This is a genomic window from Paraburkholderia sp. Cpub6, assembly GCF_014201065.1.
Taxonomy (GTDB): domain Bacteria; phylum Pseudomonadota; class Gammaproteobacteria; order Burkholderiales; family Burkholderiaceae; genus Paraburkholderia; species Paraburkholderia tuberum.
In genome coordinates, this window is the sequence record NZ_JACHDM010000001.1 from 893,149 (window position 1) to 910,873 (window position 17,725).

Below are 17,725 nucleotides of genomic sequence, written 5' to 3' on the forward strand. Positions count from 1 at the left end.
CACTTCTGATTCGTTGCGTGCGCGATGACGTTCGACGTCGTCGGTCATCGCGCCGACTGCGCATAGAAGACGCAGCGCGGGTTGTTATGGGTATCGCGGGGCGTTGTGCCTGTCCAGGTCTGTTCGTGCCGGTTCGGACGCGGCTCGCATCCGGCAGGGCTAGCTGCCCCGATACGTGCTGTACGAAAACGGCGACACCAGCAGCGGCACGTGATAGTGCGCTTCGGCATCGGCGACGCCGAAGCGCAGCACGACGCGATCGACGAAGCGTGGTTCCGGCACCTTCGTGCCGAGCGACGCGAAGTAGTCGCCCGCGCCGAACACGAGTTCGTACTCGCCCGCGACGAGCGCGTCGCCTTCGAGCAGCGGCTCGTCGCAGCGGCCGTCGTGATTGGTGAGCGTGGTTTTGAGCGCGCGGCGCGTGTCGCCCGCGAGCGCGAAGAGTTCGACCTTGATGCCTGCGCCGGGACGGCCGTTCGCGGTGTCGAGCACGTGGGTAGTGAGCTTGCCCATTCGCAATTGTCCTTGTGTGAATGCGAGGTGTCGGCGGCGGCCCGATCCATTACGTTTGCGGCGGATCGAGGCTCCACGTCAGTGGCTACATACCCGTCGGCGAATCGAAGCGAGCGCCGTGGCAGCCATTGTAGAAAGGATGCTCTGTCCCGAGCGCGAGCGATAGGAAAGATAATAGTTCGCGCATGATGGACAGCCAGACGAAAGCCGCGCCGGCTCATCGGCCGATCGTACCGGCGCCAAAAATGCACCACTATATTGGCGGTGTGAAGTTGGGTATCGCAACCGCGCGGGTTGTCAGCGGGATTTTGGCTACCGAAGGTAAGCGCTGTGCGCCGCCACCTCGCGCGAACCCGATGCGGTTCGCGCGAGGTGGCGGCGCGACACACCCGTGCAAAGGCAGGCCTTTGGCACGGACAACCCCGAAGACGGCGACTCACGCTGGGTAACCGGGCCAATGGCGTTCAACGGAACGCGACGGCACGGTGGCGTGCCGCCGCATCGCGTTCGAACGGCTTTGCATGCAGGCAATCAGGCGGACAGACGAATGACGATGAATGAAGTACTGAAACAACCCGGTAAAACGATGCTCGTGAAGCACGCGGACGTGCTGGTCACGATGGATGACGAGCGGCGCGAACTGCGCGACGCCGGGCTGTATATCGAGGACAACCGGATCGTCGCGGTCGGACCGACCGCGCAACTGCCGCAAACGGCCGACCAGGTACTCGACCTGCACGGCCATCTCGTGATTCCGGGCCTCGTCAACACGCATCACCACATGTACCAGAGCCTCACGCGCGCGATTCCCGCCGCGCAGAACGCCGAGTTGTTCGGCTGGCTCACGAACCTGTACAAGGTGTGGGCGAACCTCACGCCTGACATGATCGAAGTATCGACGCTGACCGCGATGGCCGAGCTGCTGCTGTCGGGCTGCACGACGTCGAGCGACCATTTGTATATCTATCCGAACGGCAGCCGTCTCGACGACAGCATCGCGGCCGCGCGCCGAATCGGCATGCGCTTTCATGCGGCGCGCGGCAGCATGAGCGTGGGACGCAAGGACGGCGGCCTGCCGCCCGATTCGGTGGTCGAGCGCGAAGCGGACATCATGAAGGACACGCAGCGTCTGATCGAGACGTATCACGACGATGGGCGCTACTCCATGCTGCGCGTCGTCGTGGCGCCGTGCTCGCCGTTTTCGGTGAGCCGCGACCTGATGCGCGAATCGGCGGCGCTCGCGCGCCAGTACGGCGTGTCGCTGCATACGCATCTGGCGGAGAACCTCAACGACGTCGAGTACAGCCGCGAGAAGTTCGGCATGACGCCGGCCGAGTATGCGCACGATCTCGGCTGGGTCGGCCATGACGTATGGCATGCGCACTGCGTGCAACTCGACGACGCGGGCATCGCGCTGTTCGCGCGCACCGGCACCGGCGTCGCGCACTGTCCGTGCTCGAACATGCGGCTCGCGTCGGGCATCGCGCCGGTCAAGCGCATGCGGCTCGCGGGCGTGCCGGTCGGGCTCGGCGTCGACGGCTCGGCGTCGAACGACGGTGCGCAGATGGTCGCCGAAGTGCGCCAGGCGCTGCTGCTGCAGCGCGTCGGTTTTGGGCCCGATGCGATGACCGCGCGCGAGGCGCTCGAAATCGCGACCCTGGGTGGTGCGCGCGTGCTCAATCGCGACGACATCGGCGCGCTCGCGCCCGGCATGGCCGCGGATTTCGTCGCGTTCGATCTGCGTGAGCCGCATTTTGCCGGCGCGCTGCACGATCCGGTGGCGGCTCTGGTATTCTGCGCGCCGTCGCAGGTCAGCTATAGCGTGATCGACGGCAAGGTGGTGGTGAAGAATGGGCAGTTGGCGACGCTCGAACTCGGGCCGGTGATCGAGCGGCATAACGCGCTCGCGCGGCAGCTTTACGAGGCGGCCGCTTGAGCTCGAGCGGAACGGGCGGCACTCGCGCCGCGCCGCGCGCAAGCCGCGAGTCGCTGATCCGTGAGCGGCGGCGCAAGTGCGATCGGCGCCGCATGCGGCGTCAGGACTTGTCGATCAACGTCCGGGTCGCCTCGCCAACCAGGCCGCGCAGCCAGCGCACTTCGTCGGAGTAATGCACGCGCTCGTGCCACAGCTGGTAGTACTGCATCGGCGGAAAGTCGAGCGGCGCGGCCACCACGGTCAGCGGCAGGAACTTCGCGTAGTAGTCGGCAAAGAGGCGCGTCGTCGTGAAGATCAGATCGGATTTGATCAGCACGTACGGCGCGAGATTGAAGTAGGGCAACGTGACGACCACATGGCGCTTGAGCCGCTCGCGCGCGAGATGCACGTCGATCGCGCCGCGCTGGCCGACCGAATACGGCGTCGGCGCGAGATGTGGCGCGTTCAGGTACTGGTCGAGCGTGAGCCCGCCGCGTTTGGCGAACGGATGCGTGTTGCTCATCAGGCACACGATCTGATCGACGAACAGGTTCGACAGGTGCAACTGCTCGGGCGGCTCCGGCCAGTTGCCGACCACGATGTCGAGCTTGCCGTCCTCGAGCGCGAGTTCGTAGTCGAACGCGGGGCCGAGCGAATGGAATTCGAGCGTCGCGTTCGGCGCGGCCTTACGGAAACGTTCGACGACCGTCGGCACGAACAGCACGTTCAGATAGTCGGGACAGCCGATCCGGTAGCAGCGGATCGACGTGGCCGGATCGAAGTTGTGCTGCTGGAACTTGATGCGCTCGATTTCGCGCAGCGCGTTCTGCACCGGTTCGAGCAGGCGCAGACCGTACTCGGTCGGCACCATGCCGGACTTGCCGCGCACCAGCAGCGGGTCGCCGGTGATGTCGCGCAGACGGCGCAGCGCCGCGCTGATGGCGGGTTGGGACTGGTTCAGTTTGACGGCGGCGCGGGTGACGCTGCGCTCCATCAGCAGTGTGTGCAACACGCGCAAGAGGTACGTGTCGATCGCCTCGCGTTGCTGGCTCATGGATTCTCCGAATATATGTGCTGGCTGATCGAACGAACGTGGGGGTATATGCGTTTTAATATGGACGAAAAACGGCGTCAAGGGCGACATACCCGCAGAGCTTGTAGCGGCGGGGGTTTGCGGGAATTTTGTCAACTCGACTGAGTGGGGCGAATTAGGTATTGTCATCCGGTTGTGGTGACGGATCGCCCGCCGGCGGGGCGGACCCATAGTCCGCAATCCGGCGGCAAGCAGGCGGCAAGCAGGCGGCAAGCAGCGTCACGAACGCACTACGGAATCTCATGAGCGACACTCCACTTAGCGACGGCGCGCAACTCACCGGCCAGGCGGTGCCTCGGCTCGCGCTGACGGGCATCACGAAGCAGTACCCGGCCGTGCGCGCCAACGACGACGTCACGCTCGTCGTCGCGCCCGGCGAAATCCATGCGGTGCTCGGCGAGAACGGCGCGGGCAAGAGCACGCTGATGAAGATCATCTACGGCGCCGTGCGACCCGACGCCGGCGAGATCCGTTGGGAAGGCGAGACGGTCGACATCGCGAGTCCGGCGGCCGCCCGCAAGCTCGGCGTCGGCATGGTGTTCCAGCACTTCTCGCTGTTCGAGACGCTGACGGTCGGCGAAAACATCGCGCTCGCGCTCGACGAACCGTTCGATCTGAAGACGTTGGCCAAACGCATCCGCGAGGTGTCGGCCGACTACGGGCTCGACATCGATCCGCAGCGGCATGTCCACAGCCTCACCGTCGGCGAGCGGCAGCGTGTCGAAATCGTGCGCTGCCTGCTGCAGAATCCGCGTCTGTTGATCATGGACGAACCGACCTCGGTGCTGACGCCGCAGGCGGTCCGCAAGCTCTTCACGACGCTGCGCCGGCTCGCGGCCGAGGGCTGCAGCATCCTCTACATCAGCCACAAGCTCGACGAAATCCAGGCGTTGTGCGACACCGCGACGGTGATGCGCGGCGGTCGCGTGACCGGCCATGTGACGCCGAAGAACGAGACGCATGCATCGCTCGCGCAATTGATGGTCGGCCACTCGCTGCCGGACTACACGCGGCGCGAGCACAAGCCGGGCGCGGTGCTGCTCGATGTCAGGCAGTTGTCGGTCGCGAGCGACGATCCGTTCGGCACCTCGTTGCGCGACGTGTCGTTCAGCGTGCATGCGGGCGAGATCTTCGGCATTGCCGGTGTGTCGGGCAACGGGCAGGCGGAACTGCTCGCGGCGTTGTCCGGAGAGAAGCGCGCTGAAAAACGCAGCCTGCCGGCCGACGCAATCACGATCTGCGGCAAACCGGCCGCGCGCCTCGGCGCGGGCGGGCGGCGCGCGCTCGGCTTCGGCTTCGTGCCCGAAGAGCGGCTCGGCCGCGGCGCGGTGCCGGCGATGAGCCTCGCCGACAACGCGCTGCTCACCGCGCATCGGCAGAGCATGGTCAACTCGGGCTGGATCAAAACGGGAGTGATGCGCGCATTCGCGAAGCGCTGCATCGACGCGTTCGACGTGCGCTGCGGCGGCCCCGACGCGCTCGCGCAAAGTCTGTCGGGCGGCAATCTGCAGAAATACATCATGGGCCGCGAGATTTTGCAGGCGCCGAAGGTGCTCGTGGTCGCGCAGCCGACGTGGGGCGTCGATGTCGGCGCGTCGGCGTTCATCCGTCAGCAACTGCTCGATCTGTCGGCGCGCGGCGTTGCGATTCTGGTGATCTCGGAGGAACTGGAAGAGCTGTTCGATATCTGCGATCGCATCGCGGTGCTCGCGGGCGGGCGGCTTTCACCGGTGCGCGCGACCGGTGCGACCAACGCCGAGGAAATCGGCCGCTGGATGGCGGGGCTGTTCGGCGACCGCGAGGGCGCGGCGCCCGCGGCGGATCAGCCGGCGCATGCATGAGGCGAGGCGTTGCCCGCCGGCCACGCCAACACGCTAACCACGCACGCGAATGCGGACCCTGAAGAACAGAACCCGAACAAATACACGCTACCCATGATGCTTCCCTATCGACTCGAAGCCCGCACGTCGCCGTCGCGCACGATGCAGCTCGCCGTGCCGCTGATCGCCGCGTTGCTGACGCTCGCGATCGGCTTCCTGATCTTCGGCCTCGTCGGCCGCGACCCGTTGCAGGCGATGCACGGGTTTTTCATCGAGCCGCTGTCCAGCATCAACGGCTGGTCGGAGCTGCTGCTGAAGGCGTCGCCGCTGTGCCTGATCGGCCTCGGTCTCGCGATCGGCTATCGCGCGAACGTGTGGAACATCGGCGCCGAAGGGCAGATGCTGCTCGGCGGCATCGCGGCGAGCGGCGTCGCGATCTATTTCGATCAGGCGAGCGGCTGGTGGATCCTGCCGACCATGATGGCGGCCGGCATCCTCGGCGGCATGGCGTGGGCCGCGATTCCCGCGTTTCTGAAGAGCCGCTTCAATACCAACGAGATTCTCGTGAGCCTGATGCTCACGTACGTCGCGACGCAACTGCTGATCTATCTCGTGAGCGGCCCGTGGCGCGATCCGCAGGGCATGAACTTCCCGCTGTCGGAGATGTTCAGCGGCGACGCGCTGTTTCCGACGCTGTATGGCGACTGGCACTGGAAATTTCTGCGTGGCACGCGCCTGAACGCGTCCGTGTTCCTCACGCTGATCGCGATTCCGCTCGTCTGGCTGTTCATGCGCAAGAGCTTCGCGGGCTACCGGATGAACGTCGGCGGACTTGCGCCGCTCGCCGCGCGTTACGCCGGTTTCTCCGACAAGAAGACGATCTGGACGTCGCTGCTGATTAGCGGCGGCCTCGCGGGCCTCGCCGGTATGGGCGAAATCGCCGGCCCGATCGGCCAGTTGCAGGCGACGTGGTCGCCGGGCTACGGCTTCACCGCGATCATCGTCGTGTTCGTCGGCAGGCTGCATCCGCTCGGCATCGTGCTCGCCAGTCTGCTGATGGCGTTGCTGTATCTCGGCGGCGAAGCGGTGCAGACCTCGATGCAATTGCCGCAGGCGCTCTCGGGCGTGTTCCAGGGGCTGCTGCTGTTCTGCCTGCTCGGCGCCGACCTGTTCGTGAACTACCGCGTGCGGCGCCGCTCGGCCGCAGCAGTGGCTCGTTAAGTTTGCCAATCAGCTCGCTAATCCGCTTTCAGACTCGATATGGATATCCAGCAAGCCAGCGCGCTCACGTCGAGCGCGATCACCGCGTCGATCCCGTTGATGTTCGCGGGCGCCGGCGAACTCGTCGCCGAAAAATCGGGCGTACTCAACCTTGGCGTGGAAGGGATGATGCTGATGGGCGCCGTCAGCGGCTACGCGGTCACGTCGATCACCGGCAGCCCGTGGCTCGGCGTGCTCGCCGCGATCGGCGCCGGTCTCGCGATGTCGCTGCTGTTCGCGTTCCTCACGCTGACGATGCTCGCCAACCAGGTCGCGACCGGCCTGTCGCTGACGATCTTCGGCATCGGGCTGTCCGCGTACGTCGGCAAGCCGTACACGTCGGCGGCGGTGCGCGCGACGATCGATACGTGGACGATCCCCGGCCTGTCGAACATCCCGGTGCTCGGCCCCGCGCTGTTTACCCTCACGCCGCTCGATTACCTCGCGTTCCTGATGTTCGCCGCGATCGGCTGGTTCCTCTATCGCACGCGCGCGGGACTCGTGCTGCGCTCGGTCGGCGAATCGCCGCAGGTCGCGCATTCGGTCGGCTTTCCGGTGGTCGGCGTGCGCTATGGGGCGGTCGCGTTCGGCGGCGGCATGGCGGGGCTCGCGGGCGGCTACTATTCGATCGTCAATCTGCACCTGTGGCAGGAGAACCTGACCTCGGGCCGCGGCTGGATCGCGCTCGCGCTCGTGGTGTTCGCGACGTGGCGCCCTGGGCGACTGCTGATCGGCTCGCTGCTGTTCGGCGCGGTGACGGGGCTGCAGTTCTATGCGCAGGCGATCGGTGTGCCGGTGCCGACGCAGTTCCTCGCGATGCTGCCGTACGTTGCGACGATCGTCGTGCTCGCGCTGATCTCGCGCAATCCGAACACGATTCGCCTGAATGCACCCGCGTCGCTCGGCAAGCCGTTTTTCTCGGCGGGCTGACGGCGACACAGGTTCTTTATCGATCCGCTCAACACTATTCGCTCATTACGACAGGGGGAAAAACATGAAGAGAAGAAATCTGCTGACCGCTTTCGCCTGGGGTGCGGCGTCGCTGGCACTTGCGGCGCCGCTCGCGCAAACCGCGCAGGCCGCCGACGTGCCGGGCGTCGCGTTCGTCTATCTCGGCAATCCGGGCGATGCCGGCTGGACCTTCGCGCACGATCAGGGCTCGCGGGAAGCCGAAGCGAAGTTCGGCAACAGGATCAAGATCACGCGCGTCGAGAACGTGCCCGAATCGGCCGACTCCGAGCGCGTGTTCCGCGATCTCGCGAACAAGGGCAACAAGATCATCTTCGGCACGAGCTTCGGCTTCCAGGACTTCCAGCTCAAGGTCGCCAAGGACTTCCCGGACACCATCTTCCTGCACGCGACCGGCTACAAGAAGGCGCCGAACTTCGGCACCTACGACGTGCGCATGTACCAGGGCGCGTATCTGGCCGGCGTCGCCGCGGGCTACGTGACGAAGAGCAACACGCTCGGCTTCGTCGCGTCGGTGCCGATTCCGGAAGTGGTGCGCAACATCAACGCGTTCACGCTCGGCGCGCGCTCGGTGAATCCGAAGGTGCATACGAAGGTGATCTGGATCAACAGCTGGTTCGATCCGGGCAAGGAAAAGCAGGCCGCCGAAACGCTGATCGGCCAGGGCGCCGACGTGCTGCTGCAGAACACCGATTCGAGCGCGACGCTCGCGACCGCGTCGGAGAAGCACGTGCACGCGTTCGGCTGGGATTCGGACATGAAGAAGTTCGGTCCTGATGCGCATCTCGGCTCGGTCGTCGCGCACTGGGGCGTGTACTACAGCGCGGTGATCCAGCAGGTGCTCGACGGCAAGTGGAAGAACGATCCGGTGTGGTGGGGCATTCCGCAGAAGGCTGTCAACCTCGAGGACCTGAACACCTCGGCGATTCCGGCCGATGGGCAGAAGCAGGTTGCCGCGAAGCGCGACGAACTCGCGAGCGGCAAGCGCGACGTGTTCACGGGCCCGATCAAGGATCAGTCGGGCACGGTGAAGGTGCCTGAAGGCAAGACGCTGACCGATCCGGAACTGCAGCGCCTGAACTGGTACGTGGAGGGTGTCGACGGGTCGCTGCCGAAGTAAATCGGGCGGTCCGTTGTTGAAAAAAAGCTGCGTCCAGCCCCGCCTGGACGCAGCTTTTCTGTTTGCGGCTTGCGCGTGGCAACGGGCAAGCGTGTCGTGCGGTCGCCGCTCAGTCCTCGATGCGCAGGCCGACCTTCAGCGTTACCTGCCAGTACGCGACCTTGCCGTTCTCGATCTGGCCGCGCGTTTCCGTGACCTCGAACCAGTGCAGATTGCGCAGCGTTTCCGACGCTTTGGCAATCGCGGTGGTGATCGCGTCGTCGATCGATTTCTTCGACGAACCGGTCAGTTCGATCTTCTTGTAAACGTGTTCTGACATGAGTTCCTCCTTGGTGTGCGCCGCTGGTCAGTAAAACGCTGCTCGGAAACATGCATGGAAAAAGTATAGGCAACGGTTCGCGCAGTCCGACGGACAGATGCGTCCTCGCCAGCGCAATCGCCTGCGCGGCGGACCAGACGTCGCCGCTCGAACCATCGATACCGCACATCGCATGCCCGGTATCGCGCGACTTAAGCGCCTGGCGCGGTCGCTATCATCCGTACGCAACATAAGCCATTCAATCTGATAACCGACGAGGTTCGAACGTGGAAACTGGTTTTTGCGGCCCCGGCCTGATGGGCGCGCCGATGATCCGGCACCTGCCGCGCGCGGGTCATAGCGTGCATGTGTGGAACCGCACGCGCGCGGTCGAGCAGATCGTGTTCGGCGCGGCGGGGGAGCGCCTACGAGACCGGCACGCCGATGTCGGTCGCGTCGACGGTCCAGCAATTGCTGCGACTGGGTGCGGCAATGGGGCTCGCCGACGCGGATTTTTCGGCCTTTATCGACATTCTGCAGACGCCGCGCGGCGGCTCGAGCGGGTGACGCGGGCCGCGCCGGAACAACTGTCCGGTTGAAATCTCCAAACCTGCTAAAATATTAGGTTTTTCGCCGATATCACATTCAAAGGGACGCGCTGTGCTGTCTACTGCCAATATCACCATGCAATTCGGGCCGAAGCCCCTCTTCGAGAACATTTCGGTCAAATTTGGGGGAGGGAATCGCTATGGCCTGATCGGTGCGAACGGCTGCGGTAAATCCACCTTCATGAAGATTCTCGGTTCGGATCTCGAGCCCAGCTCGGGCAACGTGATGCTCGAGCCGAACGTGCGTCTGGGCAAGCTGCGCCAGGACCAGTTCGCGTACGAAGACGTGCGCGTGCTCGACGTCGTGATGATGGGCCACGCCGAAATGTGGGCCGCGATGACCGAGCGCGACGCGATCTACGCAAACCCCGACGCGACCGACGACGACTACATGCACGCGGCCGAACTCGAAGCGAAGTTCGCCGAGTACGACGGCTACACGGCCGAAGCGCGCGCGGGCGAGCTGCTGCTCGGCATCGGCATTGCGATCGAAGACCACAACGGCCCGATGAGCAACGTGGCGCCCGGCTGGAAGCTGCGCGTGCTGCTCGCGCAGGCGCTGTTCTCGAAGCCGGACGTGCTGCTTCTGGATGAGCCGACCAACAACCTCGACATCAACTCGATCCGTTGGCTGGAAGACGTTCTCAACCAGTACAACTCGACGATGATCATCATCTCGCACGACCGGCACTTCCTGAACCAGGTCTGCACGCACATGGCCGACATGGACTATGGCACGCTGAAGGTCTACCCGGGCAACTACGACGACTACATGCTCGCCAGCACGCAGGCGCGCGAGCGGCAGCAGGCCGCCAACGCGAAGGCGAAGGAGCGCGTGGCCGATCTGCAGGACTTCGTGCGCCGCTTCTCGGCGAACAAGTCGAAGGCGCGCCAGGCCACCAGCCGTCTGAAGATGATCGACAAGATCAAGATCGAGGAATTCAAGCCGTCGTCGCGGCAGAACCCGTTCATCCGCTTCGAGTTCGAGAAGAAGCTGCACAACATCGCGGTGGTCGCCGACAGCATCTCCAAGAAATACGAGCGCTCGATCTTCAATAACTTCAGCATCAGCGTGCAGCCGGGCGAGCGCATCGCGATCATCGGCGAGAACGGCGCGGGCAAGACCACGCTGCTGCGTTCGCTGCTCGGCAATCTGCAACTCGACCACGGCACGGTGAAGTGGGCGGAAAACGCCAACGTCGGCTACATGCCGCAGGACACGTACGAAGAGTTTCCGGGCGACGTCACGCTGATGGACTGGATCGACCAGTACCGCAAGGAAGGCGACGACGAGCAGATGGTGCGCGGCACGCTCGGCCGGCTGCTGTTCAATGCGGACGACATCCGCAAGTCGGTCAAGGTGCTGTCGGGCGGCGAGAAGGGCCGCATGATCTGGGGCAAGCTGATGCTGGGCCGCCACAACGTGCTGCTGATGGACGAGCCGACCAACCACATGGATATGGAGTCGATCGAGTCGCTGCAGATCGCGCTCGACAAGTTCGACGGCACGCTGATTTTCGTCTCCCACGACCGCGAGTTCGTGAGCGGCCTCGCGAACCGGATTATCGAAGTGAAGACCAATGGCACGCTGAACGACTTCGGTGGCAACTATGAGGACTTCCTGACGAGTCAGGGCGTGCAATAAGCGCTTCGGTTCACGCTGATCGAATCGCGTCACAGCAAAAAGCCCGCTTCGTCGAAGCGGGCTTTTTTTATGGTCGCGTCAACGTGCGATGCGCGCAACGAACACCCTCACACCTTGTCGTTCTGAAACCGCATCGCCGCGCCTTCCCGTTCGATCCGAGTCCAGATCGCGCGCTTTTCCTCGTCGCTCAGAAACACCCAGTTCGACACTTCGGTGGCGGTGCGGCCGCAGCCTTTACAGACCTCGTCGAAGAGCGTGGAGCAGACGCCGATGCACGGGCTGTCGGGAAGATCGTGGAGATTCGAAGTCATCGGAAACCTTGAGGCGGGGAGGCGAAGTGCCGCTATGTTAACCGATGCGCGCCGCGCGGCTTGCATGCGTCGCTCAGCGTCGTGCGAACTTCATGTCAATTGCGCTGACCTTTGCGTCTGCGATCACGCCGAAGTCGCCAGTTGCCACATCAGCGCGCCATTGAGCGCAATGATGAACGCCGCCGACAGCCATGACAGCGCGAGCGGCACGCCGTGCACGCGCCAGCCGCGCATCAGCGCCGCATCGGACGCGCAGCGGATCAGCGGCACGACCGCGAGCGGCAATTGCAGGCTCAGCACGACCTGGCTCGCGACCAGCAACTGATTCGAGCCATGCTGGCCGAACACGCCCACCGCGAGCAGGGCCGGCCCGATCGCGAGCGCACGCGTGAGCAGCGCGCGTTTCCAGCGCGGTAACCGCAGCCGCAGGAAGCCCTCCATCACCGTCTGACCGGCCAGCGTGCCGGTAACGGTCGCGCTGAGTCCGCACGCGAGCAGCGCCGTCGCGAACAGGATGCCGGCCCAGCGGCTGCCGACGAGCGGCGCGATCAGCCGATGCGCATCGGCCAGATCGGTCACGTCGCGATGACCGCTGGCATAGAACACGGCCGCCGCGACGATCAGCAGCGCCGCGTTGATCACGAACGCGAACGCAAGCGAGCCGAAAGTATCGAGATTGACGACGTGCAGCGCGGCTTTGATCTGCGCGTCGCTGCTGTCGGGCGCGTGATGCTTGACCAGCGCCGAATGCAGATACAGGTTGTGCGGCATGACCGTCGCGCCGACGATGCCGGCCGCGAGCCACAGCATGCCCGCGCTTCTGATCAGCTCCAGGCTCGGCGCGGTGCCGGCGAGCGCCGCGTGCCAGTCGGGCCGCGCGAGCGCGAGCTGCACGACGAAGCACAGGCCGACGAAGCCGATCAGCGCGGCGATCACCGCCTCCAGCCTGCGGCCGCCTTTCTGCTGGAGCGCGAGCAGCGCGAAGGTGCAGACCGCCGACATCAGCACGCCGACCGTCAGCGACACGCCGAGCAGCAGTTGCAGCGCGACCGCGCTGCCGACCACCTCGGCGACATCGCAGGCGATGATCGCGACCTCGCTCGTCAGCCACAGGAACAGCGTCGCGCGCCGGCCATTGCGCTCGCGGCACAATTGCGCGAGGTCGCGCCCGGTCACGACGCCGAGGCGCGACGACAGCCACTGCATCAGCATCCCCATCAGGCTCGACAGCAGCACGATGCCGAGCAGGCGGTAGCCGTAGCCCGCGCCGGCGCCGAGCGCGGTCGCCCAGTTGCCGGGATCGATATAGCCGACCGCGATCAGCGCGCCGGCGCCGAGGAACGAGAACCAGTGCGCCGGACGCGTCGGCTCGCCCGGCAGGCGCCGGCGCCGGTTGGGACGCATCGCGAAAGGATTGGTGTTCATCGTGCCAGAGCTTGTGGGAAACGCATCCTGTTGCAAGTCACATGCCCATCGCACGCGCGCAACGGCTGGCCGGCCGTCGCGCGACGACGTCGCGCAATACGCATCAAAAGATCATGATAGGAGCATTAGAGCCGTCGTGGCGGCGCCGCGGCGCATGAAAGGCGCGCCGGACGCCGACGCGGCTCTGCACCGGCAAGCACCGTCCGGCACTTGCGCGCGCCAGAGCGGCGCACCGCCCAGGTGCGAGCCAACGCCGAGCTGACAACCAGATAACAGCGACGCGATGAAACCCTCGCAGCCTGTGCCCAGCACGGATAAAGCGCGGCCGACGACCGCGTATTTTTCGGTAGACACGCGCCGATAACCCGTTAAAATTGCGCCCATTTTGCAAGGGTGCGGCCAGAGCCTGTACCGTTTGCGCGACAGCTCCGGGTTTTTTTTTGTGCGGGCAATAATTGGTGGTAGTTTTCGGGGTTTTCAGGGGACCGTGCGGGCGACGGCGCGGCTTGAGTGACGAGAGGATCGGAGAACGGGATGAACAAGCGGATAGTGGGGCATATGGCGGCGCTGATCTTGTGCGCGGCGCCGTGGTTGACGGCCGCTGCGAAGGATACGCAGCTCAACGTGTATAACTGGTCCGACTACATCGCGAAGGACACGATACCGAACTTCACCAAACAGACCGGCATCCAGGTCAAGTACGACAACTACGACAGCGACGACACGCTGCAGGCGAAGCTGCTCACCGGTCACTCGGGCTACGACATCGTCGTGCCGACCAGCAACTACGCGGGCAAGCAGATCGCCGCGGGCATCTTCGAGCCGCTCGACAAATCGAAGCTGCCGAACCTGAAGTACCTCGACCCGTCGCTGATGGCGCTCGTCGCCGGCGCCGATCCGGGCAACAAGTACGTGGTGCCCTGGGCGTACGGCACGACCGGCCTCGGCTACAACGTGACGAAGGTCCAGCAAATCCTCGGCAAGGACGCGCCGCTCGATAGCTGGGACATCCTGTTCAAGCCGGAAAACATCTCGAAGCTCAAGGCCTGCGGCGTGTCGGTGCTCGACGCGCCGGACCAGATGTTCGCAGCCGCGCTGCACTACATGGGCAAGGACCCGATGAGCACGAACCCGGCCGACTACCGCGCCGCGCTCGCGATGCTGAAGAAAATCCGCCCGTACATCACACAGTTCAACTCGTCGGGCTATATCAACGACCTCGTCGGCGGAGACATCTGCTTCGCGTACGGCTGGTCGGGCGACGTCGTGATCGCCAAGCATCGCGCGATCGAGGCGAACAAGCCGTACAAGATCGAGTACTTCGTGCCGAAGGGCGGCGCGCCGGTGTGGTTCGACGTGATGGCGATTCCGAAGGATGCGAAGCACAAGGAAGCCGCGCTCGAGTGGATCAACTACATCGAGACGCCGCAGGTGCACGCCGCGATCACCAACGCCGTGTACTACCCGAGCGTCAATATGGAAGCGCGCAAGTACGTGGACAAGGACGTCGCGAACGATCCGGCCGTGTACCCGTCGCCGGAAACCATCAAGACGCTGTTCCTGTTGAAGCCGCTGCCGCAGGAAATCCAGCGGCTGCAAACGCGGCTGTGGACCGAGTTCAAGTCCGGCCGCTAAGCGCGACAACAAACAGACAAGCAGCCTATGAAGCCCTCGGTGTTCACCGGGGGCTTTGTTCGTCAAACGCCGGAGTGAAGCAGCATTATGATGAGTAGTGACCAGCCGGGCGCACTGGCCGGGACGGCCGTGCCGTCGACGGGCTCGAACGCCGTGACGGGAGACGCAGCGGAGCAGTTCATCCAGATCGTCGATGTCGTGAAGAAGTTCGGCGAGACCGTCGCGGTCAAAGGGGTCAATCTGACGGTGAAGAAGGGCGAGCTGTTCGCGCTGCTCGGCAGCTCGGGCTGCGGCAAGTCGACCCTCCTGCGCATGATGGCTGGGCTCGAAACCGTGACGTCGGGCAAGATCCTGATCGATGGCGAAGATCTCGCGCAACTGCCGCCGTATCGCCGGCCGGTCAACATGATGTTCCAGTCGTACGCGCTCTTTCCGCACATGACGGTCGAGGCGAACGTGGCGTTCGGCCTCAAGCAGGAAGGTGTGCCGAAGGCCGAGCTGAAAGACCGCCTGCACAACGCGCTCGAACTCGTGCAGATGGGCCGCTTCGCGAAGCGCAAGCCGCATCAACTGTCGGGCGGGCAGCAGCAGCGCGTTGCGCTCGCGCGCTCGCTCGTCAAGCGGCCGAAGCTGCTGCTGCTCGACGAGCCGATGTCGGCGCTCGACAAGCAGATCCGCCAGCGCACGCAGATCGAGCTCGTCAACATTCTCGACCAGGTCGGCGTCACCTGCATGATGGTCACGCACGATCAGGAGGAAGCGATGACGATGGCCAACCGCCTCGCCGTGATGAGCGAAGGCCAGATCGTGCAGCTCGGCACGCCGCATGAAGTCTACGAGTACCCGAACAGCCGTTTCTCGGCGGAATTCATCGGCTCGACCAATCTGTTCGAAGGCCGCACGGTCGAGGACGAGCCCGATCACGTGTTCATCGAAACGCCGGATCTGACGTGCCATTTGCACGTCAATCACGGCATCACCGGTCCGCTCGGCATGCCGGTGACGATCTCGGTGCGCCCCGAACGCATCGCCCTCACGCGTAAGCCGCCGGAGGGCGCCTACAACTGGGGCAGGGGCGTCGTCACGAATATCGCGTACATGGGCGGCTATTCGCTGTATCACGTGAAGCTCGACGGCGGCAAGACCGTGATCGCGAACGTGACGAGCCTGGCGCTCACTGAAATCGATCCGCCATCCTGGGGCGACGAAGTCTACGTGCGCTGGAGCGCATCGGCCGGCGTGGTGCTGACGTCATGAAAGAGGCGCTTTCGACGTTTTTCGCGTGGCCCGTGCGGCGTCTGAAGTTCAGGGGACGCACCGCGGTGGTGGCGGGGCCGTTCATCTGGCTGCTGCTGTTTTTCCTCGTGCCGTTCCTGCTGGTCGTGAAGATCAGCTTCGCCGATTCGCAGCTCGGCATTCCGCCGTACACGCAGCTCGTCACCTTCGCGGAAGGCGCGCTGCACATCACGCTGGATCTGTCGCACTACGCGTTTCTGTTGACCGACAGCCTGTACTTCGCGACCTATGTGAATTCGGTCGTGGTCGCGGCGATTTCGACCGTGCTGTGTCTGCTGATCGGCTATCCGATGGCGTACTACATCGCGCGCTCCAATCCGGCCACCCGCAATCTGCTGATGATGGCCGTGATGCTGCCATTCTGGACCTCGTTCCTGATTCGCGTGTACGCATGGATCGGCATTCTGAAGAACAACGGGCTGCTGAATAACTTCCTGATGTCGGTCGGCCTGATCCATTCGCCGATCGAGCTGTATCACACGAACACGGCGGTCTATATCGGCATGGTCTATTCGTACCTGCCGTTTCTCGTGATGCCGCTGTACGCGCATCTCGTGAAAATGGACCTGACCTTGCTGGAAGCCGCCTACGACCTCGGCGCGAAGCCGTGGAAGGCGTTCTGGCAGATCACGCTGCCGCTGTCGAAGAACGGCATCATCGCGGGCTGTCTGCTGGTGTTCATTCCGGCGGTCGGCGAGTACGTGATTCCTGAGCTGCTCGGCGGCGCGAACACGCTGATGATCGGCCGCGTGATGTGGAATGAGTTCTTCGACAACGCCGACTGGCCGATGGCGTCCGCCGTCACATGCGCGATGGTGTTGCTGCTGCTGGTGCCGATGGCGCTGTTCCAGCATGCCCAGGCGAAGGCATTGGAGGAGGGCCGCCAATGAAGCCGAATCGCATGCTGCAGCTGATCGCTCTGGGCATCGGCTTTCTGTTTCTGTATATCCCGATCGTCAGCCTCGTCGTGTATTCGTTCAACGAATCGCAACTGGTGACGGTGTGGACGCGCTTCTCGACGCGCTGGTACGCGGCGCTGTTGCAGGACGGCGAGCTGATCACGTCGGCGTGGCTGTCGCTGCGTATCGGCCTGCTCACGGCGTTCGCGTCGGTAATCATCGGCACGTGGGCCGGCTTCGTGCTCGCGCGTATGGGGCGCTTTCGCGGCTTCACGCTGTACACCGGCATGATCAACGCGCCGCTGGTGATCCCCGAAGTGATTCAGGGCATCTCGCTGTTGCTGCTGTTCATCGAAATGGCGCGCTGGATCGGCTGGCCGGCCGAACGCGGCATCTTCACGATCTGGATCGGTCACGTGATGCTGTGTATTTCGTACGTCGCGATCATCGTGCAATCGCGCGTGCGCGAACTGCATCCGTCGCTCGAGGAAGCCGCGCTCGACCTCGGCGCGACACCGCTGCGCGTGTTCTTCTTCGTCACGCTGCCGCTGATCTCACAGGCGCTGGTGGCGGGCTGGCTGCTGTCGTTCACGCTGTCGATCGACGACCTCGTGCTGTCCGCGTTCCTGTCGGGTCCCGGCTCGACGACCTTGCCGCTCGTCGTGTTCTCGCGCGTGCGACTGGGTCTGAACCCGGAGATGAATGCGCTCGCGACGCTGTTCATCGCGGTCGTCACGGTCGGCGTCGTCGCGGCGAACTTCTTCATGCAGCGCGCGGAGCGCAGGCGGGCCGTGATGGCGGTTTGAGCTTGCGCGACGCGCGGGCATCGCGCGCCACGCGTGATCGAACTGGAAATCGCGGCCCTCACTTCTTCTGACGATAGCGATGATCGAGTCCCTTCTGCGCGTGCTGGACTGG

At 64.4% G+C, this 17,725-nt stretch carries 15 protein-coding genes and 2 pseudogenes; 12 read left to right on the forward strand and 5 right to left on the reverse strand.

What is annotated here, in order from left to right; all coding sequences use genetic code 11:
- Positions 1 to 159: 159 nt before the first annotated feature.
- A complete protein-coding gene (gene uraH / locus HDG33_RS03915) occupies positions 160 to 513 on the reverse strand; it encodes a hydroxyisourate hydrolase (RefSeq protein WP_184022673.1) in 354 nt (117 codons plus the stop codon).
- Positions 514 to 1,099: 586 nt separating this feature from the next.
- On the opposite strand from uraH, the gene HDG33_RS03920 reads away from it, so the two are divergent.
- Positions 1,100 to 2,449, forward strand: a complete 1,350-nt coding sequence (locus HDG33_RS03920; protein ID WP_184022839.1) for an 8-oxoguanine deaminase — start codon at positions 1,100 to 1,102, stop codon at positions 2,447 to 2,449.
- A 100-nt stretch (positions 2,450 to 2,549) separates the two neighbouring features.
- Here the strand turns inward: HDG33_RS03920 and HDG33_RS03925 are convergent, their stop codons facing one another.
- Positions 2,550 to 3,482 carry a LysR substrate-binding domain-containing protein gene (locus HDG33_RS03925; protein WP_184022674.1) on the reverse strand — a complete coding sequence of 311 codons (933 nt, stop codon included), beginning with the start codon at positions 3,480 to 3,482 and terminating at the stop codon, positions 2,550 to 2,552.
- 281 nt (positions 3,483 to 3,763) lie between these two features.
- Between HDG33_RS03925 and HDG33_RS03930 the strand changes: the two genes are divergently transcribed.
- From HDG33_RS03930 to HDG33_RS03945, 4 genes are all read left to right on the forward strand, one after another.
- Entirely contained in the window at positions 3,764 to 5,362 is a 1,599-nt protein-coding gene (locus tag HDG33_RS03930; RefSeq protein ID WP_184022675.1) for an ABC transporter ATP-binding protein, read from the forward strand.
- A gap of 93 nt (positions 5,363 to 5,455) precedes the next feature.
- Entirely contained in the window at positions 5,456 to 6,562 is a 1,107-nt protein-coding gene (locus HDG33_RS03935; RefSeq protein WP_090805345.1) for an ABC transporter permease, read from the forward strand.
- Positions 6,563 to 6,601: 39 nt separating this feature from the next.
- Positions 6,602 to 7,531: an ABC transporter permease gene (locus HDG33_RS03940; RefSeq protein ID WP_090800507.1), complete on the forward strand. Its 930-nt coding sequence runs from the start codon at positions 6,602 to 6,604 to the stop codon at positions 7,529 to 7,531.
- Positions 7,532 to 7,595: 64 nt separating this feature from the next.
- A complete protein-coding gene (locus tag HDG33_RS03945) occupies positions 7,596 to 8,690 on the forward strand; it encodes a BMP family ABC transporter substrate-binding protein (protein ID WP_184022676.1) in 1,095 nt (364 codons plus the stop codon).
- 109 nt (positions 8,691 to 8,799) lie between these two features.
- Here HDG33_RS03945 and HDG33_RS03950 read toward each other — a convergent pair whose 3' ends face one another.
- Positions 8,800 to 9,009 carry a dodecin gene (locus HDG33_RS03950; protein ID WP_018435559.1) on the reverse strand — a complete coding sequence of 70 codons (210 nt, stop codon included), beginning with the start codon at positions 9,007 to 9,009 and terminating at the stop codon, positions 8,800 to 8,802.
- Positions 9,010 to 9,275: 266 nt separating this feature from the next.
- On the opposite strand from HDG33_RS03950, the pseudogene HDG33_RS36895 reads away from it, so the two are divergent.
- The 3 genes and pseudogenes from HDG33_RS36895 to HDG33_RS03965 form a co-directional block, all read left to right on the forward strand.
- Positions 9,276 to 9,410, forward strand: a pseudogene (locus HDG33_RS36895) (NAD(P)-binding domain-containing protein); the annotation flags it as partial.
- Positions 9,409 to 9,555, forward strand: a pseudogene (locus HDG33_RS03960) (NAD(P)-dependent oxidoreductase); the annotation flags it as partial. The pseudogenes HDG33_RS36895 and HDG33_RS03960, both read left to right, overlap by 2 nt.
- 93 nt (positions 9,556 to 9,648) lie before the next feature.
- Positions 9,649 to 11,241, forward strand: a complete 1,593-nt coding sequence (locus HDG33_RS03965) for an ABC-F family ATPase (protein WP_090800503.1) — start codon at positions 9,649 to 9,651, stop codon at positions 11,239 to 11,241.
- 107 nt (positions 11,242 to 11,348) lie between these two features.
- Here the strand turns inward: HDG33_RS03965 and HDG33_RS03970 are convergent, their stop codons facing one another.
- Entirely contained in the window at positions 11,349 to 11,552 is a 204-nt protein-coding gene (locus tag HDG33_RS03970) for a DUF1289 domain-containing protein (RefSeq protein ID WP_184022677.1), read from the reverse strand.
- A 123-nt stretch (positions 11,553 to 11,675) separates the two neighbouring features.
- On the reverse strand, positions 11,676 to 12,977 hold the full coding sequence (locus tag HDG33_RS03975; RefSeq protein WP_184022678.1) for an Nramp family divalent metal transporter: 1,302 nt from the start codon (positions 12,975 to 12,977) through the stop codon (positions 11,676 to 11,678).
- A 534-nt stretch (positions 12,978 to 13,511) separates the two neighbouring features.
- Between HDG33_RS03975 and HDG33_RS03980 the strand changes: the two genes are divergently transcribed.
- The 4 genes from HDG33_RS03980 to HDG33_RS03995 all read left to right on the forward strand — a co-directional run bounded on the left by HDG33_RS03980 (position 13,512) and on the right by HDG33_RS03995 (position 17,613).
- Positions 13,512 to 14,612 carry a polyamine ABC transporter substrate-binding protein gene (locus HDG33_RS03980; RefSeq protein ID WP_184022679.1) on the forward strand — a complete coding sequence of 367 codons (1,101 nt, stop codon included), beginning with the start codon at positions 13,512 to 13,514 and terminating at the stop codon, positions 14,610 to 14,612.
- Positions 14,613 to 14,702: 90 nt separating this feature from the next.
- Positions 14,703 to 15,869, forward strand: coding sequence for an ABC transporter ATP-binding protein (locus HDG33_RS03985; RefSeq protein WP_184022680.1), 1,167 nt, complete (start codon positions 14,703 to 14,705; stop codon positions 15,867 to 15,869).
- Positions 15,866 to 16,798, forward strand: coding sequence for an ABC transporter permease subunit (locus HDG33_RS03990; RefSeq protein WP_184022681.1), 933 nt, complete (start codon positions 15,866 to 15,868; stop codon positions 16,796 to 16,798). The genes HDG33_RS03985 and HDG33_RS03990 overlap by 4 nt, the downstream gene beginning before the upstream one ends.
- Positions 16,795 to 17,613, forward strand: a complete 819-nt coding sequence (locus HDG33_RS03995) for an ABC transporter permease subunit (RefSeq protein ID WP_184022682.1) — start codon at positions 16,795 to 16,797, stop codon at positions 17,611 to 17,613. Before HDG33_RS03990 ends, HDG33_RS03995 begins: the two co-directional genes overlap by 4 nt.
- Positions 17,614 to 17,725: the final 112 nt, after the last annotated feature.

Coding starts and splice junctions, on each gene's coding strand:
- uraH (WP_184022673.1), bottom strand. CDS start 513: ATGGGCAAGCTCACTACCCACGTGCTCGACACCGCGAACGGCCGTCCC.
- HDG33_RS03920 (WP_184022839.1), top strand. CDS start 1,100: ATGCTCGTGAAGCACGCGGACGTGCTGGTCACGATGGATGACGAGCGG.
- HDG33_RS03925 (WP_184022674.1), bottom strand. CDS start 3,482: ATGAGCCAGCAACGCGAGGCGATCGACACGTACCTCTTGCGCGTGTTG.
- HDG33_RS03930 (WP_184022675.1), top strand. CDS start 3,764: ATGAGCGACACTCCACTTAGCGACGGCGCGCAACTCACCGGCCAGGCG.
- HDG33_RS03935 (WP_090805345.1), top strand. CDS start 5,456: ATGATGCTTCCCTATCGACTCGAAGCCCGCACGTCGCCGTCGCGCACG.
- HDG33_RS03940 (WP_090800507.1), top strand. CDS start 6,602: ATGGATATCCAGCAAGCCAGCGCGCTCACGTCGAGCGCGATCACCGCG.
- HDG33_RS03945 (WP_184022676.1), top strand. CDS start 7,596: ATGAAGAGAAGAAATCTGCTGACCGCTTTCGCCTGGGGTGCGGCGTCG.
- HDG33_RS03950 (WP_018435559.1), bottom strand. CDS start 9,009: ATGTCAGAACACGTTTACAAGAAGATCGAACTGACCGGTTCGTCGAAG.
- HDG33_RS03970 (WP_184022677.1), bottom strand. CDS start 11,552: ATGACTTCGAATCTCCACGATCTTCCCGACAGCCCGTGCATCGGCGTC.
- HDG33_RS03975 (WP_184022678.1), bottom strand. CDS start 12,977: ATGAACACCAATCCTTTCGCGATGCGTCCCAACCGGCGCCGGCGCCTG.
- HDG33_RS03980 (WP_184022679.1), top strand. CDS start 13,512: ATGAACAAGCGGATAGTGGGGCATATGGCGGCGCTGATCTTGTGCGCG.
- HDG33_RS03985 (WP_184022680.1), top strand. CDS start 14,703: ATGAGTAGTGACCAGCCGGGCGCACTGGCCGGGACGGCCGTGCCGTCG.
- HDG33_RS03990 (WP_184022681.1), top strand. CDS start 15,866: ATGAAAGAGGCGCTTTCGACGTTTTTCGCGTGGCCCGTGCGGCGTCTG.
- HDG33_RS03995 (WP_184022682.1), top strand. CDS start 16,795: ATGAAGCCGAATCGCATGCTGCAGCTGATCGCTCTGGGCATCGGCTTT.